This is a genomic window from Desulfosporosinus acididurans, assembly GCF_001029285.1.
GTDB lineage: Bacteria > Bacillota > Desulfitobacteriia > Desulfitobacteriales > Desulfitobacteriaceae > Desulfosporosinus > Desulfosporosinus acididurans.
The window spans coordinates 154,782-170,519 of the sequence record NZ_LDZY01000001.1; the positions used below are offsets into that span (position 1 = coordinate 154,782).

General features: G+C 40.5%; 14 protein-coding genes. 1 reads left to right on the forward strand and 13 read right to left on the reverse strand.

Going from position 1 to position 15,738, the window contains the following annotated elements; genetic code table 11:
- Window positions 1-119 precede the first annotated feature (119 nt).
- The 5 genes from DEAC_RS00720 to trxB form a co-directional block, all read right to left on the reverse strand.
- Window positions 120-401 (reverse strand): ferredoxin family protein, encoded by a 282-nt coding sequence (locus DEAC_RS00720; protein ID WP_047808118.1) that lies wholly within the window; start codon window positions 399-401, stop codon window positions 120-122.
- Entirely contained in the window at window positions 398-1,690 is a 1,293-nt protein-coding gene (locus DEAC_RS00725) for an FAD-dependent oxidoreductase (protein WP_047808119.1), read from the reverse strand. The genes DEAC_RS00720 and DEAC_RS00725 overlap by 4 nt, the downstream gene beginning before the upstream one ends.
- A 12-nt stretch (window positions 1,691-1,702) precedes the next feature.
- Window positions 1,703-3,031: an electron transfer flavoprotein subunit alpha gene (locus DEAC_RS00730; protein WP_047808120.1), complete on the reverse strand. Its 1,329-nt coding sequence runs from the start codon at window positions 3,029-3,031 to the stop codon at window positions 1,703-1,705.
- Window positions 3,031-3,864 (reverse strand): electron transfer flavoprotein subunit beta/FixA family protein, encoded by an 834-nt coding sequence (locus DEAC_RS00735; protein ID WP_047808121.1) that lies wholly within the window; start codon window positions 3,862-3,864, stop codon window positions 3,031-3,033. The genes DEAC_RS00730 and DEAC_RS00735 overlap by 1 nt, the downstream gene beginning before the upstream one ends.
- 148 nt (window positions 3,865-4,012) lie before the next feature.
- Complete coding sequence (gene trxB / locus DEAC_RS00740; RefSeq protein WP_047808122.1) at window positions 4,013-4,924, reverse strand: thioredoxin-disulfide reductase; 912 nt, start codon at window positions 4,922-4,924, stop codon at window positions 4,013-4,015.
- A gap of 214 nt (window positions 4,925-5,138) precedes the next feature.
- On the opposite strand from trxB, the gene DEAC_RS00745 reads away from it, so the two are divergent.
- On the forward strand, window positions 5,139-7,889 hold the full coding sequence (locus DEAC_RS00745) for a UPF0182 family membrane protein (RefSeq protein ID WP_047808123.1): 2,751 nt from the start codon (window positions 5,139-5,141) through the stop codon (window positions 7,887-7,889).
- Window positions 7,890-8,068: 179 nt separating this feature from the next.
- Here the strand turns inward: DEAC_RS00745 and DEAC_RS00750 are convergent, their stop codons facing one another.
- From DEAC_RS00750 to DEAC_RS00790, 8 genes are all read right to left on the reverse strand, one after another.
- On the reverse strand, window positions 8,069-9,400 hold the full coding sequence (locus DEAC_RS00750) for a hypothetical protein (protein ID WP_047808124.1): 1,332 nt from the start codon (window positions 9,398-9,400) through the stop codon (window positions 8,069-8,071).
- A gap of 30 nt (window positions 9,401-9,430) precedes the next feature.
- The gene (locus DEAC_RS00755; RefSeq protein ID WP_047808125.1) at window positions 9,431-10,396 is read right to left on the reverse strand and encodes a phosphodiester glycosidase family protein; all 966 of its coding nucleotides are present in this window, start codon (window positions 10,394-10,396) and stop codon (window positions 9,431-9,433) included.
- A gap of 587 nt (window positions 10,397-10,983) precedes the next feature.
- On the reverse strand, window positions 10,984-11,400 hold the full coding sequence (locus DEAC_RS00765) for an OsmC family protein (protein ID WP_047808127.1): 417 nt from the start codon (window positions 11,398-11,400) through the stop codon (window positions 10,984-10,986).
- 123 nt (window positions 11,401-11,523) lie between these two features.
- Entirely contained in the window at window positions 11,524-12,117 is a 594-nt protein-coding gene (locus tag DEAC_RS00770; protein ID WP_242847043.1) for an ANTAR domain-containing response regulator, read from the reverse strand.
- 129 nt (window positions 12,118-12,246) lie between these two features.
- Complete coding sequence (locus DEAC_RS00775; RefSeq protein ID WP_053006237.1) at window positions 12,247-12,903, reverse strand: hypothetical protein; 657 nt, start codon at window positions 12,901-12,903, stop codon at window positions 12,247-12,249.
- 219 nt (window positions 12,904-13,122) lie between these two features.
- Window positions 13,123-13,854 carry a phosphatase gene (locus DEAC_RS00780; protein WP_047808361.1) on the reverse strand — a complete coding sequence of 244 codons (732 nt, stop codon included), beginning with the start codon at window positions 13,852-13,854 and terminating at the stop codon, window positions 13,123-13,125.
- A gap of 320 nt (window positions 13,855-14,174) precedes the next feature.
- Window positions 14,175-14,753 (reverse strand): hypothetical protein, encoded by a 579-nt coding sequence (locus DEAC_RS00785; protein ID WP_053006238.1) that lies wholly within the window; start codon window positions 14,751-14,753, stop codon window positions 14,175-14,177.
- A 101-nt stretch (window positions 14,754-14,854) separates the two neighbouring features.
- Window positions 14,855-15,715, reverse strand: coding sequence for an ATP-binding protein (locus tag DEAC_RS00790; protein WP_047808129.1), 861 nt, complete (start codon window positions 15,713-15,715; stop codon window positions 14,855-14,857).
- Window positions 15,716-15,738 lie beyond the last annotated feature (23 nt).

Genomic DNA, 15,738 nt, shown 5'->3' on the forward strand with positions numbered 1-15,738 from the left:
GTCAAAGAAACTTTAAAGAAGCGAAATCTACGAAATTAAAGACATCTTTAGTAAAAATTCCTGGTAAAAAAGAACAGGGGGTAACCTCCCTGCTCTTGAAGCAACTATGTTTGAATTATTTAACCATTCTTCCAGGATACGCCAAAACCGCCTCTCGGATATTTCCAGATTATATTGCCATAAGGGCAGCCAATGAGACATGTCCCGCACTCAAGACATCCTTCATACCCCACAGAAATTCGCTTCTCCTCTTCGTCCCAATCATAAACATGAGCAGGGCAAAAGCGGGTACAAGGTTTATCTTGGCATTGGTTCAGGCAAACTTTTGGGTCGCTGATTTTAATATGATTTAATTTATCAGTATTAAATCGCACTAAATAAAGTTTATCATCTAGTTTCATAGTAATGCCCTCCATGCCCCATAGATATCTTTAATAATACCGCCTTTTGATCGTTGATTGAAGAGCATTTGCATTATTTCTTTCTGGCGTTGTTTCTTAGGTGTCCCGTCAGCCGTTAAATACATTTTGGCAGCTTTGGAAAACATTTTGGGATAAATCTTTAAAAGATGAGGGTTATTCTCAAAGAATTGACCCATATGGCGATAATGGTAAAGGTCTTTTAAAACGAAAGAATCACGCAATCGAGCTTCGTAAACCGCCATTGCTTGATCACTGACGTCCCCCGCTTTGATCGCTTGAGCTGCAACTTCGCCGGCGATTTTCCCTGATATCATGGCAAGATTTGACCCTTCACGGTTCAGCGAATTCATAAGCATAGCAGTGTCTCCTACCACCATAACTCCCTGACGATGAAGCCTTGGAACTTGAGTATAACCGCCCTCCGGGATTAGATGAGCGAGGTACTCCTTGGTTTCCCCGCCTTGTAAAAGACGCTTGACATAGGGCTTTGATTTGAGATTTTCCAAAAGGTCATTTGGTGTCCATTGTTCACGAATTACGGAGGCTAAAATTGCTCCAACTCCGATTGAGATGGAATCCTTATTCGTATAGATGAATCCCACACCCATCATACCTGCGGTTGAATCTCCGTAGAGTTCTATTGTAGCCCCTTGTCCTTCATCGAGACAGAATCGATCTTCAATCTTTTCTTTGGGCAGGGCAATTACTTCTTTAACAGTGACAGCTACTGAGGCCGGTTTCAAAGGTTTAGCCAGCCCAGTTTTAACTGCTAAAAAGTTATTTACTCCTTCAGCAATAATGACGACTTTTGCTCCCAAATCCCCCTCGGCTCGACCTGTCCGAACACCTACAACGTTTCCGTTTTGATATAATAGATCTTCGACTAATGTTTCTGTAATAATCATAACGCCGGCTTTTTCAGCTTGCTGAGCAAGCCACCGGTCAAATTTAACCCGTAATATCGAATGGGCGTTATAAGGTTCCTTCGCCCAATCCGGATCGCGATACCCTGCCAGGATCGATTCATCCCCACTTAACATAGCGATCCTCTGTTCTATAATGGGGCGTTCTAAGGGGGCCTCTTTCCAAAACTCCGACACTACCATATCCGTAGCCTTAGTATAAAGAATACCGCCCATTACATTTTTCGTGCCGGGATAATCCCCGCGTTCAATGACTAATGTTTTCATACCTCCATTAGCAGCACTAATTGCGGCAGATAGGCCAGCAGGACCGCCTCCGACGATAATTACATCAAAGTTTTCCATGGTTGCCCCTCCTTAATTAGCCACGCCATGCTGAAGGCGTTTTTTGAATTCTGCTGTCATTGCAGGCACGATCTGAAATAAATCTCCGACAATTCCGTAGTTTGCAACTTTTAATATGGGAGCTTCGGGATCATTATTGATGGCAATAATAAAATCTGATGTTTCCATTCCTACCAAATGCTGAATTGCACCAGAAATTCCAATGGCTATATATACTTTAGGGCGAACAGTAACGCCGGATTGCCCTACTTGTTGATCATGGCTGAGCCAACCCGCTTCCACAGCCCCGCGAGTTCCTGCCAAGGTAGCACCTAAAACCTCAGCCAATTCTTCTGCTAAAACTAAATTTCGCTTAGCAGCAATCCCCAAACCCACAGAAACAATAATTTCTGCCTTATCAAGAAAAGTGCTCTTGGCATCAGCTGGTATAAATTCCAGGACTTTTGTACGAATGTCGCTTTCAGTTAAAGTGAATTCTTCACGAATCAATTCTCCTTCGCGGCCAACAGCTCGCTCAGGCATTTCCATCACTCTCGGACGAACTGTAGCCATTTGCGGGCGTCTTGTGCGGCAAAGAATTGTCGCCATGATATTTCCTCCGAAAGCGGGCCGGGTTTGCTGCAGGAGTTTTGTCTCCGGATCGATTCCTAAGACAGTACAATCAGCAGTTAAACCGGTTTGCATCTTAGTAGCCACAGCCGGGAATACATCTCGTCCCATCGATGTCGCGCCCATCAAAATAATTTCTGGTTGGTATTTTCTTACGAGACTCGTAATTGCTTCGGCATAAGGTTCAGTTCTATAGTCTTTAAGAACTTCATGATCTATAACATAGAGTTTTTCAGCGCCATAGGCAAACGCTTCGGGGATAACATTGTCAACTTGATAACCGGTAATTACACCGCAAAGTTCAGACCCGAGGGAATCTGCGAGTTTTCGGCCCTCACCCAACAACTCCCAGGATACCGGAGCAACTCTCCCATTGTTATATTCAATGATAACCCAAACCCCGCTCCAGACCTCTCCCCCAGCAATTGGCGTCACTTGAGAACGAATAGTTTTCTTCTCATTTCCCTGAGCATAATCGCTGACCGATTCAGGCAAAGGCTCCTTTAGATTAAATTTCGAACCGATCTCAGAAGACAGTTCGCCTTTTGAGTCCTGGGGAATAGTAAGGGATAAAGCATTCGTAGGGCAAACTTTAACACAACTCCCCAAGTCCTTGCATTTATTAGGGTCCGGAGTAGCTAAACCATCAACTAAATCAATAGCTTCAAGGGAACATTCCATAACGCAGGCTCCGCAGCCGATACACTTTGTCTTATCAACAGCAACTGTCATTATCGTTTTCCTCCCTTCATAAGGGGATTAACCATGATGACATTTTGTTGGAAAAGTTTTTGAACAACCGAAGCAGCAGTACCCGCCGGATCGTTTAGCCCGTCAATGATCTCTCCGCCAGAACGTCCAGGGGGGGCAAAAATTCGTGAAACACTCGTAGGAGATCCCTTAAGACCCATTTGAGTCAGATCAAACGACAAAGCGTTTACGGTCCATATTTCGGGCTCATAGGCAGCGGCTTTCATCATGTGGGGTAATGTCGCATAGCGTATATCATTCAGTTCTTTTTCGACAGTAATTAAAGCAGGCAGCTGAGCTTGAACAATTTGTCGGCCACTTTCCGTTTTCCGTTCAACAGTTACGCTCGTGTCTGTCAGTTCCCTAATTCTGATGGCATAGGTCAACTGGGGAAAACCGAGGCGTTGGGCGATTCCGGGTCCGGTTTGAGCAGTATCGCCGTCAATTGCTTCTTTACCGGCAAACACCAGATCGACGGGTTCCGTCTCATGAATCTTTTTCAGAGCCGTTGATATGATATAAGCTGTTGCTAAGGAGTCTGAACCACCAAAAGCACGATCACTTAGAAGAATTGCTCGATCAGCACCAAAAGACATTGCTTTTTTCAAAGCTTCTTTCGCCTGAGGGGGACCCATACTGACGATAGTAACTTTCCCGCCAACTTTATCCTTTAAACGAATAGCTTCTTCTAGGCCATGGGCATCGTAGGGATTGATAATTGACGGTACTCCTTCACGCATGAGGGTATTAGTATGGGGATCTATTCGGACTTCTGAGGTATCTGGTACTTGTTTAAGGCAGACGACAAAGTGCACAGCGCATTCCACCCTTATTTTTAATAATTTTTAATTGATTAGAGTTATAAACTCTCGTCCAATTACAGCATATTACAACCCCCAAAAATTATCAAGTTTTGACACGTTCTTAATTAGCTATTAGAATCATAAATAATTAATATTAACTTTAATGTTCCGCGAGATATTTCTCAACTTCAACGGCAGCAAGAGCTCCGTCCCCGACGGCTGTTGCTACTTGACGTAATGGTGTATCGCGAATATCACCTACTGCATACACACCTTCAATATTTGTCTGCAGATATTGATTAGTATATATATACCCTCGTTCATTAGTTTTTATCTCACCGTTCAAAAATTGGTCATTGGGATCGGTTCCAACATAAATAAATACTCCATCAGCCTGGATTTCCTTCGTTGTTGAATCAAGGACATTACGTAGGCGTACTCCTGCGACCTGCTCCGAGCCAAGAATCTCCTCAACAACATAATTTAATTCAAAGCGCATTTTGGGGTTGCCTTTTGCCCGGCCAATGATGATTTGCGAAGCCCGAAAACCCTCACGCCGATGAATAAGAATAACTTCTTCCGCGAATTTTGTCAGGTAAACGCCTTCTTCAAGGGCTGCATCTCCTCCGCCTACAACGACAACTTTTTTACCTCGAAAAAAAGCACCGTCACATGTTGCACAATAAGACACACCTCTGCCTCTGAATAGGTCTTCCCCCGGAACATTCAACAATCTTGGTTTTGAACCTGCGGCGATAATTACCGACTTTGTTTCAAGAACAGAACTATCTGTATGGATTTTTTTCACCGTTTCTTTGAGGTCAAGAGTTTTGACTTCTTCATAAATAAACTCAACGCCGAAGGACAAGGCTTGCTGATGGAATGAATTCATCAACTCATAACCATTAACCCCCTCCGGAAATCCCGGATAGTTTTCAATTTTCTCTGTTGAAGCCGCTTGTCCGCCAGGCATTGCTAATTCAACGATGGCAGTCTTAAGACCTCCTCGGGAAGCATAAATTCCTGCGGTCAGTCCCGCAGGGCCGGCTCCAACGATTATTACGTCATACATTATTGAACAACTCCTCTTAATGCTCTCTAATATACCCCTTACGGGTATTATATGTTTAGTATACCATAACAAGACTAAATTTAGAAAGACTCTAATCGCAATTTATAAAAATTTTGGAAGGGATTTTTATTTCTTGGGAAGAATATATGAAATACTGGCTATAGATTTAAAACAATGATAGGTTTTAGCCATAGTATTAAAGGAGGAATCTTTGTTGCGACGTTTCATCAAAATCCTTGTGGGGATTATCTTTATTGCAGTTTTACTAAAGGCTTCAAGCGGCTTATATGAAGATTGGTTATGGTTTAAGGATCTCGGTTATTCACAGCTTTTTTGGACACCTCTCTTAAGCAAGATTATTTTCCAAGCTGTTAACGGAACGATTCTCTTCCTTTTTATAGCTGGGACATTATTCTCCATACGCCATGCCATCATGACATTTGTAAATGAACGTCTGCGTTTGCGTTTGCGTTTGGTACAAGATATGAATCGGCCGGTATTAAGCTTATCCCAACGCAGAGTAACAATTTGGCTTCTTATTATTTCAGCCGTTATAAGTTTCGGAGTAAGTTTTATTGCTGGGTTTACCGGATGGTTAGATGTTTTATCCTTTATCCATGCCACACCTTTTGGACAAACCGATCCTATATTTGGTAAGGATTTAGCATTTTATTTTTTTCAATTACCCTTTTTAAGAACCTTGTTCAATGCCTTCTTTGCTCCCCTATTTCTTCTGACCTTATTTACCACGCTATTCTATATTGTAACAAGAGTTCTCAAACTCCATTCCCTCAAATTTTGGCGTAAGGGAACAGTAGAAATTACGCCTGGAGCACGCAGACATCTTGCTTTATTAATATGTATTCTTTTCGCCTTAAAAGGCTTCGGTTATTATCTTGACATTTTTCAGCTGCTTTATTCTATCCACGGCCATGTTGTTGGTGCAGGCTATACAGATTTAACGGCTACTCTGCCTGCTCTTAAGATCCTAATTGTGATCAGCATAATAGGCTTTATTTTAGCCATTTTTGCCCAAAGAATCAAAGACACTCGCTTATTAACATTCCCGGTCGCAGGGGTCATTGCTGTTGGAATTCTAATTTACGGCATATTTCCGAATCTATTGCAGTCCTTTGTGGTAATTCCCAATGAGTTGACTAAAGAACAGCCTTACATCCAAAATGAAATTGCCATGACTCGATTTGGTTATGGATTAAATCATATTTCTGAGGTTAATTATCCTGGAAATACGCCTATTACTTTGAGCAGTTTAAAGGCCGATCAAGGCACTTTGAACAATATTAGACTAAATGATACCCGCCCCTTGCTGCAAACATTTACCCAAAAGCAAGGTATTCGCCTCTACTATAAATTTAACGATATTGATGTCGATCGCTACAACGTTAATGGTGAGTATCGCCAAGTTATGTTAGGCCCCAGGGAAATATCCACACCGGACTTAGATCCCAAGGCTCAAACCTTCGTTAACTTGCGCTTCAAATATACTCACGGTTACGGTGTTGCCGCTTCTTTTGCGAATGCCGTTGGGCCTGAGGGATTGCCGTCCTTTGCGGTTAGCGATATCCCCCCTGTTACTGATTTCCCTGAACTAAAAATAAAAGAACCTCGCATCTATTACGGTGAACTCACTAATGATTGGGTTGTTGCCGATACTTCAATTAAAGAGTTTGATTATCCTCAAGGAGATACAAACTCCGATACCTCTTATACCGGAAAAACAGGAATTCCCTTTACCCCAATTAATAAGTTTATGCTTTCTCTCAGCCATGGAACATTACGATTCTATCTAGCCAATGAGGTAACATCAAACAGCAAAATGCTGATTTACCGCAATATTAAAGAACGGGTTCAAAAATTAGCTCCCTTTTTAACTTATGATTCTGATCCCTATATGGTAATCGATAATGGCCGACTTAAGTGGATTATTGATGCTTATACCACCTCGGATGCCTTACCGTATTCAAATAAATACTCCGATCAAGGATTTAACTACATCCGTAACTCTGTAAAAGTCGTCATCGATGCCAACGATGGAACCGTAGATTTTTACGCTATTGATCCTCAAGATCCTATTCTAAAAACATACATGAGCATTTTCCCTGGAGTATTTAAAGATTTTGCCAGTTTTCCGGCATCGTTAAAAAGCCATCTGCGTTATCCTGAAACCTTATTCACAATTCAAAGCAATATGCTTAAAACATTTCATATGACCGATCCCTCTGTCTTCTATAATAAAGAAGATGCTTGGGATATTGCTAAAGAACTTTACCAAGGAAAGCCTCAAAATGTTGCTCCTTATTATACGATTATGACAATTCCAGGAGAAACGAAACCTGAGTTTGTACTTATGCTGCCCTTTACCCCGGCTTCCAGCGAATCCAATTCGCGTTATAACATGGTTTCTTGGATGGCTGCACGAATGGATGGCTCACATTATGGCCAGCTCTTGCTCTTTGATCTCCCCAAAAGTATCGAAATTGACGGACCTATGCAGATTGAATCACGCATCGATCAAGATCCTGATATATCAAAACAGTTGTCCCTTTGGGATCAAAAAGGATCCAGCGTCATCCGTGGAAACCTCTTAGCTCTTCCTATCGGCGGTAACTTCCTCTATGTTGAACCGATTTATCTCCAATCAGATAAAGGCGGAAGCATCCCTGAAATGAAACGAGTTGTGCTCGCTTACGGAGATCAGTTAGTAATGACTGATAATGTCGGTTCGGCGTTAACTCAAATCTTCGGAGATGGAGCACCTCAGCCAACCACTCCTGGGCAACAGACTACTCCTCCGCCGACTACACCGTCAGGGACAGAAACTCCAAACAGTCAATCTCAATCCATTTCCTCAATACTTGATCAAATGAACCAGATCCGTGACTTACTTGACAACTTAGAAACTCAACTTAAAGACTTACAAAGTTCATCAAGCCCTAAGCAGTGAGCTGGGCGTCTTACGATCGATAAAACATAGACCTAACATATAAAAACATCGTTTTAGAATTACTTAAAGAATTTAATAAAAAGGAGCGCTCACGGGCGCTCCTTTTATATGATTACTAAATTATGGACTTCCCAAAGAAAGTTTTCTTCGCCCATGAAAGTCGTTTCAGAGATATTTGCTCACTCTTTAGATTTTAGCGGCTGCAATTCGGCCTGGGTAGAATCTCCGTTCTTGGTAAGCTGGATTAATTCCGCCCCATCAACAGAAACGTAATTTTCGTCTCCTTGCAATTTAACTTGCGAGAGATTCCCTTTAGTAATAATATAGGCCGTTTGATTACTATATACAATAACCTGCCCGTCTGCTCCAATTAGTGTCCGTACAGAATCGTCATAAGGAATATTCCCTTCCCAAAGAGTATCAAGCGAAGGATTGCTCGTAACTTGGTTAAGGTCATCGGTAGTTTTGATTTTGACAAGTCGATTATTTTTTATTTCACTGATATAAACACTGCCATCTCTTATACCTAAAATTTGATCAGAATTATTATTGGAAATCACAACACGTTTTGAACCATTTAAGGCAATGACTTCATGTTTGGAACCAACTTTACTATCAAGGTATAGAGTTCCATATCGATCTGAAGCCGCCATATTATCAATAGTTTCACCTGATTTACTCAGTGTTCTAACATTTTTCATAACATCAATTTCCAGAAGCAATTCAGACTGTTCACTTTTTACTGTCAGATACATCAAATTTGTGAAGGTTGAAACGACGCATTCTTCAATCTTTCCACCTGCAGGAAAATTATTAATCGTTTGATTGAATCGATCGTCCGGTGCCGTCGAATCATCATCACTGTCCGGAAGATCAAGAGAATATAACTCCGTTAATTGGGGATTATTGTAATGTTTCACGACGTACGGCTTAGCGGGCTGCTCTTTTGTTGTTTCTTTTGTAGAGCTATTGGTATTAGTTTTATTATTACTTGTTTTGTCGCCTGACTTATCCGCAGTTTTGGAATTAGCTCTTTCATTGGGATCTTCAGTTTTAGGCTCTGTCGTCGATGGTGTCTGTACCTTTGATGACGAAGTCTTGGACTGAGTTTGAGTAGGATAAACAGTTTCTAGTGTATAGGGGTTCGGGTTTGCCTTAGCATAAAAATAGAGCAGCGTATTTCTATCCGGCAGCCACTGATAGCTTAAAACTCCAAATGATTTGCTGTTTCCGGAAGGGGGAGCCTTCTCGAACACAACCTTCTTCTTTTTAAGATTAAAAACTTTGAGAGTTCCATCTTCGGAATAAGCGATATAGTCCTTAGCGTAGGAAACCTGAACATCCTGGAGATTTGATCCAGGGATAGTAGCTTTAAGTTGAGTAGTAATAACTTTGGGACTTTGAACTGGAGCAATTACTTGCTGAACTTTATGATTTAAATAAGAATATCCCCCATATTGCACTAATAAGGAAATCAATGTCCAAACGGCAACAGTACGTAGCTTCTTCATGAAATTTCTCCTTTACACCAGGATTGCTTATTAAGGGGTTACAACAAAAGCTGTCGGAATATACCGTTCGCCAAAAATATCCCACAACTTGTTTTGGACTTTCCCATCATAGACGAGTTCAGAAGAAGAACCGCCATCCAAGTTAACAGCATTAACAGCATGATAATCATTAAAAACATTCATGAGATCCCGCAACGTTGCTCCAATACTCCAAGTTGGCTGTCGACCGTCAATTACTACGAAAATTACAGTTCCATCGGCCGTTTGGCCTATCCCTGTCCTAGGCGCTATCCCCCATCCTCCATCGCCTTGAATCACGGACTTGCCGTTGACAATCAGGTTCGGTCCAAAGGAAACAGCTTCTTGAATATGTTTTTCTTCCAATTGACTCGCAGTCATATCTCCAATGACTAATTTACCTTGATCATTGAAGCCTACAATATTTACTTTCTGATTACCGACATTATTATGGACTAATTTGCCATTTTGAACAGTCAGTCCATCAGGAAAAGCTCCATTACCTTTACCATTGGGATCATAAAATCCTCCCGCATTAATTCCGGCAATTGCTCCCATATCATGAACCAAGTCACTGACTCGTTCTCCCGTTGTGCCAATTTGCTTTGTCACTGCCAGCTTAATTCGCTTGGGATCTTTAATCAACATAACTTTCCCTTTAAAACTCGGGCCTTGAATATCTTCTATGGTAATTCCTGAGTTTGCATCATTAACCACGCTGCTGCGTGAAATATCTTGACTTGTTAAAACCCCTTTGCCATAGCCACTGTCCATGATTTTATTTATTTCATCTTGTGACAAAAAGGCTTTAACAAACTGTGGATGACGTGAGGTATAAACAGAACCTACTGCTACAGTCTTAAGGGCCTGAAATGGTCCCCAGAACAAAACAAAGGGCGCAAGAATTACAGCAAGAATAAGATTATAGACTAAAAAGGCTAAAATCTTCTTGATTCTAATTGTTCGCTTTTTCTTCATAAGAATTGTTTTCCCCTTCTCCGTTGATCTAAAATTAAAAGATTTTCTAAAAAACAAAGCCGCATTTTTTTGCGGCCTCGAAACCTTATTTGACCTTTATTACTTCATTTACCCCGCTTTTTCAATTCAGATATCAACTTCCATATAGAATAAAGAATTAATGCTAAATAAAAGTATGCACTGATCTGAATTGAAGACCATTGAGAAGTCCCTTGATAAACCTCTATGAACTGAATGAGTAACCCAGAAGACATACCAACAATGATAATCGTCCACAAATAGATTGTAACACCATATTTTTTGCGCTTTGAAAAATAGTACAAATAAAGCACTACGCAAAGAACAAATATACTTCTTAAAACCATCAATAATATTGACATTCTTCAGCCTCATTCGTCATTAAATTATACCCATAACGCCGACTTAAGTATAACAAATCATATTAATTCAATCAAGGATTGTCTCAAAGATATCTTAATCATTGTGATAACTCAAATCCTCAAACACTGTCTGACTTGCTCCATTGCGTGGCACACACAAAAAAGGAGCCGAATTAAACGACTCTTAAAAGTTTATCCCTGTATTTCTTACTCAGGATTCACTTCAATCCTGTACGTTAAATCTGCTGCTTTATCAATCATATTGGCAACACTGCAGTACTTTTCCATAGAAAGCTGAACAGCTCGACGAAGCTTATCCTCAGGAAGAGATTTACCCCAAAATTTATAAACAACTTCGATATCTTTAAATACTTTTGGATGATCGCTAGCCCTTTCTCCTTCTACCGTTAGCTCAAATCGCTGCGGCTTAACTTGCATTTTATCAAGGATAGATACGATATCCATTCCGCTGCAGCCTGCTATAGCCATTAAAAGGAGCTCCATCGGATTAGAACCAAGTCCTGAACCGCCGGCAGTAACAGCTGAATCAATATGGGTAATTGTTTTTGAACTTCCTTCACCTTGAAAGTGCGTACCCTTAATATGTTTGACGGTTACTTTCATAAAAAAACTCCTTTCGACTTTTATAATCCTAAGGCTCTCGTTTTTTCCCTAAGAGGGTATTATTTCTTCAGTTTTAGCCGAACGAGTTACTCGAAATTTAGAAATTCGAACGAGTTCTGTGATCTAAAACGTAGGTGACCAGACACCTTTAATAACTTCCTGGGCAACTTTCCTCAGAGACTTACGCGTTGTCATCGCATGATCACGAAGAGCTTTATAAGCATCTTGTTCGGAAATACCCTGCTGCTGAATGATCGATAACATAGCTTGGAATAATAGTTTCCGCGTCTTGAGATCTTCTTCCAAACGCTGCAGTTGTTGATAGTGTTCTGTTTCACGTTGATAACGATGTTCTGCCATTTGAATACCCGCAACTATTTCTAAAACACGCCAGGGATAAACAGCTACATGATGGGCATCAGCTTCAATGACTTCAGGAAGTACATAATGCTCTTCCTGAGTTAAGACAACCACTATAGGGCATAAATGCTGTAACACAAGATTTTGGAGAACTTCCGATGAACTTAAGCCGCGAAGATTCCATCCCATAATTACAAGATCAGGTTCAAAGCGATGTATAAAACGCAAGGCCTCCATACCGTTATCGGTTGTAGCTAAAAGTTGATAATTAGCTAAGGGCAGCATTGATTTTATTTCTTGATTTAAAGTAGACTTACCTGATACTAATATAGCCCTTTTCATTCGAATTTCACTCATTTCAATTCCGAAAATAATTACCAATAATACCGTGATATACAAAATATTCAAGACTGTTTAATGGTTCTTCGACATGAATATCTAATTACCTTCTAATGAAAAAACGCTCGAAGGGAGCGTTTTTTATTTTTATTTAGCTACAGCACCAATATGATCATCGGCAGCACAGAACTCTGGATCTTGCTGGGTTGCAGGCGAATTGTATTTAACGGAATTAATTCTCAGCGGGAATACAAGGACAAATAGAGCAATACCCCCAAAAGCAAAAGCCAAATGCTGTATAGTTAACAACGTAAAAACAAACGGAATCTTGTTAGGAGGAGTCCCTATAGCATAGCTAAAGGGCTGAATTAGTCTTAAATTAGCATTTTGAAGTTCATCCGGAGTTGCGTCGGAAATAGGTTTTTTATCCGCCGGAATCCAGACCGGCTTATCCGTATTTTTAACAGATTGAATAATTTTCTCTCCGACTCTATAAAAGGGATCAGCTGAGGAAAAATAAACAAATCCTTTTGTGGTATAAATTTTATCTAGTTCAACAGGCGTACCCGTAATGCTTGCTTTCGTATTAGTTGTTTCTATACGTAAAATATCGCTTTTATTAATATTTACAGGTCCTTGGTCGGTTATCACAGTATACAAATCACCGTCAACTAATTCAATATTGGATACTTTAACATTCAGGAGCCTTATGCCAACCATTGACAGGAAGATCACTAATAAGCTCACTATGATCATAGCTCCCGCAATGCGTTCGCGATCGAACTGTCTTTCTTTATTTAACAACTTTGACACGTCCTTTTCTTATCTTCTAGAAGCACTTCTAGTTTTACCACAAATCTCATTTTACTATAAATTATTTTCTGAAACAAACTTTTTATAAATTCATCCATAAGATCAATCTATGAAAAAAGAAGGCATACTAGCCTTCTTTTTGAAAATCCTATCATTATCACAGGCTCAGGAGCCCTAAGAAACAAATTAAACTTCCGGAACATAAACTTATTAAATGGTTGTAAAACGCCTTCTGCGTCGATCTTGTAAATAATCAAGCACCCGTTGAGGTGAAATATTGAGAATCTGATCTTCCAAGATCCCTGCATCTTCAACTAATTGCAGAGATCGATCGAAGACGCCCACCCTATCCCAAAAGTGAGCATCACTGCCTATGATAATGGGGCCCTTATATTTTGCCATATAACTTGCAAAGCGATGACAATTCTCCTGAGTCTCCTTTTTCCCGGCTGCAAGAGAGCTGTTATTAATTTCAACCGGAACTTGTAATTGAGCTGACATATAAGCGATCTTCTCTAAGTCTAATTCAAATTCCGGTCGGCCTGGATGAACCATCATATCGGTAAAAGGATTTTCCATGGCTTTAATATACGCTTGGGTGTTTTGTTCAATTGTTCCACCTGGATAACATTGAACATGAAGGCCGGCTAAAACTAGTTTCATTCGGGTTAAATAGTTTATGGGTAAATCTAGTTCGCCTTCATGGCTGATAATATTGGCCTCGACTCCCGGCAGGATCCTTACCCCGTAAAGTTCTTCAGGCATAATTGCTAAATTTCCGAAATGATATAAAGAAGGTGCCCCTAACATACTGGGGCCATGATCCGTCATCCCTAATAATTGTAATCCTTTCCGAGAAGCAGCTAAAGCGTTTTCAGAAATAGTGCTATAGGCATGTCCACTAGAAATTGTATGCGTATGTAAATCCACTAACATTTTCATCTGATTCACCTCGGGTTTATTATACCTCCCAAATTACTCTTAAGCAAAATTTGGGAAATGCAGAAAGAGGACTATATTCACGCATATAGCCCCCAACTTTTCTTGCTGAGTTGTAAGTTGTTAGTTCCAGATTGTTATAGATTTATCTAGTTTTTAACCCCCCACTTCTGTAAGTGGGGGTAGGTCCTTCGTTAACTTCAGGCAGGGTAGAGTCCTACTTCGCCGCTAAGTATTCCTATTGGGAAAGGCGGCTCGGCAATAATGTCCACCGGACATTATTGTATCTGAAGCTCCGATGTTCAGCTTTAGCGTAAGCGAGTTCACTGCTTGTTCCCTGCAGCTGGAGCTTTAACGGTTGAATCGACAATGAAACGAAAACTGGCTTCCGTAGCTTGATCTACCCCGCCGGCTGGATTGGGTTTAATTCTTACAATCATCAGATGCTGCCCGGAAGTCGCGCTTTTTCCAAGAGCATCACCTAAACATTTTATCTGGCGAAAAGCAATTCGAGCTTTAGCACCTGGTTCCAAAGAAGGCAATACACCGGGAGAAATTACTTTTTTAGTTTCATCGCCTGCCAGAGAGACTTGCAATTCTACGGGTATGTTTGTCATTTTTTTAGCAGTCGTATTCTGAACTGTTACAATTAGATCAAAAGTTTTACTAGCAATTACTTGCGCACCTTTTAAAGTTACATTGCCGTAATTTAGGTCTTTCACAACTGAGGCCGGTTCCACATTTACCCCCAACATTTGAATTTCAGGCGTGACGGTTACGCTAGATCCGCTCGTTTGTTTCGTCTGCCAGAATGAATACCCGGCAAGTCCAATTAAACAAATTAATAAGCCACTGGTTAGCATTACGAGATATTTACGATTAAGAGCTATAATTTTAGTCAAAGCTGACAACCTCCTATAATTCAGATTTATTCTATAAAAAAAGTATGCATGTCCTTTTAAAGACATGCATACTTTGAAAAAATTTTTATGAATATGCACGGTTACTTTTTAGCTTCACGTTCCTGATAGATCTGATGGCGAATATCTCTCTCCACAGTTAAGCGAAAGATGCGCGATGACTGAATAATTCTTGAAGTAGTACGTATCCCTAAATATTCTTCCATCTCCTCAAGGGTTAGGTTCGAAGTGAAGATCGTAGGAAGTTGATCGTTCATACGATAGTTAATTATGGAATAAAGCCGATTTCTTGTCCAATCAGTATAATTATGTGCACCTAAGTCGTCAAGAATTAAAATTGGTATCGTTCTCGCCGTATCAAGCAAATCCAATTCATTGACATCCGATTTGTACGTTGCTCTCAACTCATCTAAAAGATCAGGTACAACTAAAAATAAAACCTGTTTTTTTGCTTCCATAAGTTCATTGGCAATTGCAGCGGCTAGAAACGTTTTACCAGACCCTACCGGACCTGTAAACATTATCCCAAGTGCATGAGAGCCGGCCCTGCATTCTTCCACGAAACTTTGAGAAGCACGTAAGGCTTTTATAGCGCTTTCATGGTGACTTTGATCGCCAACATTTGAACGATAATAATCAAACTTAAAGTTTTCAAAACGGCATTTTTTTAATTCTCGAGATATGCGGGCGATTCGAAATTGATTATCCAATTTCTTTAATGTCATACAACTGCAAGGAAAGGCGACATCTCCTTCCAGCAAAATTCCTCTATCTTGGCAAAGAGGGCATTTATATGTTTCAGAAGGTTGATGACATTCCTCCGGCTCAATACTATGAGTTCCTAAAGAAGTGTGTTTGACCTGTGAGTTCTCAAATAAGTTTATTGCCGTATTAGTTTCTGTCGATAGTCCCTTATTGGCCAAGATATCACTGATACGTTTCATACAATTAATACCCTCCCAACTGG

Excerpts from the sequence above, each read along its gene's own strand:
- DEAC_RS00720 (WP_047808118.1), bottom strand. The coding sequence starts at position 401 with ATGAAACTAGATGATAAACTTTATTTAGTGCGATTTAATACTGATAAA.
- DEAC_RS00725 (WP_047808119.1), bottom strand. The coding sequence starts at position 1,690 with ATGGAAAACTTTGATGTAATTATCGTCGGAGGCGGTCCTGCTGGCCTA.
- DEAC_RS00730 (WP_047808120.1), bottom strand. The coding sequence starts at position 3,031 with ATGACAGTTGCTGTTGATAAGACAAAGTGTATCGGCTGCGGAGCCTGC.
- trxB (WP_047808122.1), bottom strand. The coding sequence starts at position 4,924 with ATGTATGACGTAATAATCGTTGGAGCCGGCCCTGCGGGACTGACCGCA.
- DEAC_RS00750 (WP_047808124.1), bottom strand. The coding sequence starts at position 9,400 with ATGAAGAAGCTACGTACTGTTGCCGTTTGGACATTGATTTCCTTATTA.
- DEAC_RS00755 (WP_047808125.1), bottom strand. The coding sequence starts at position 10,396 with ATGAAGAAAAAGCGAACAATTAGAATCAAGAAGATTTTAGCCTTTTTA.
- DEAC_RS00765 (WP_047808127.1), bottom strand. The coding sequence starts at position 11,400 with ATGAAAGTAACCGTCAAACATATTAAGGGTACGCACTTTCAAGGTGAA.
- DEAC_RS00770 (WP_242847043.1), bottom strand. The coding sequence starts at position 12,117 with ATGAGTGAAATTCGAATGAAAAGGGCTATATTAGTATCAGGTAAGTCT.
- DEAC_RS00780 (WP_047808361.1), bottom strand. The coding sequence starts at position 13,854 with ATGAAAATGTTAGTGGATTTACATACGCATACAATTTCTAGTGGACAT.
- DEAC_RS00790 (WP_047808129.1), bottom strand. The coding sequence starts at position 15,715 with ATGAAACGTATCAGTGATATCTTGGCCAATAAGGGACTATCGACAGAA.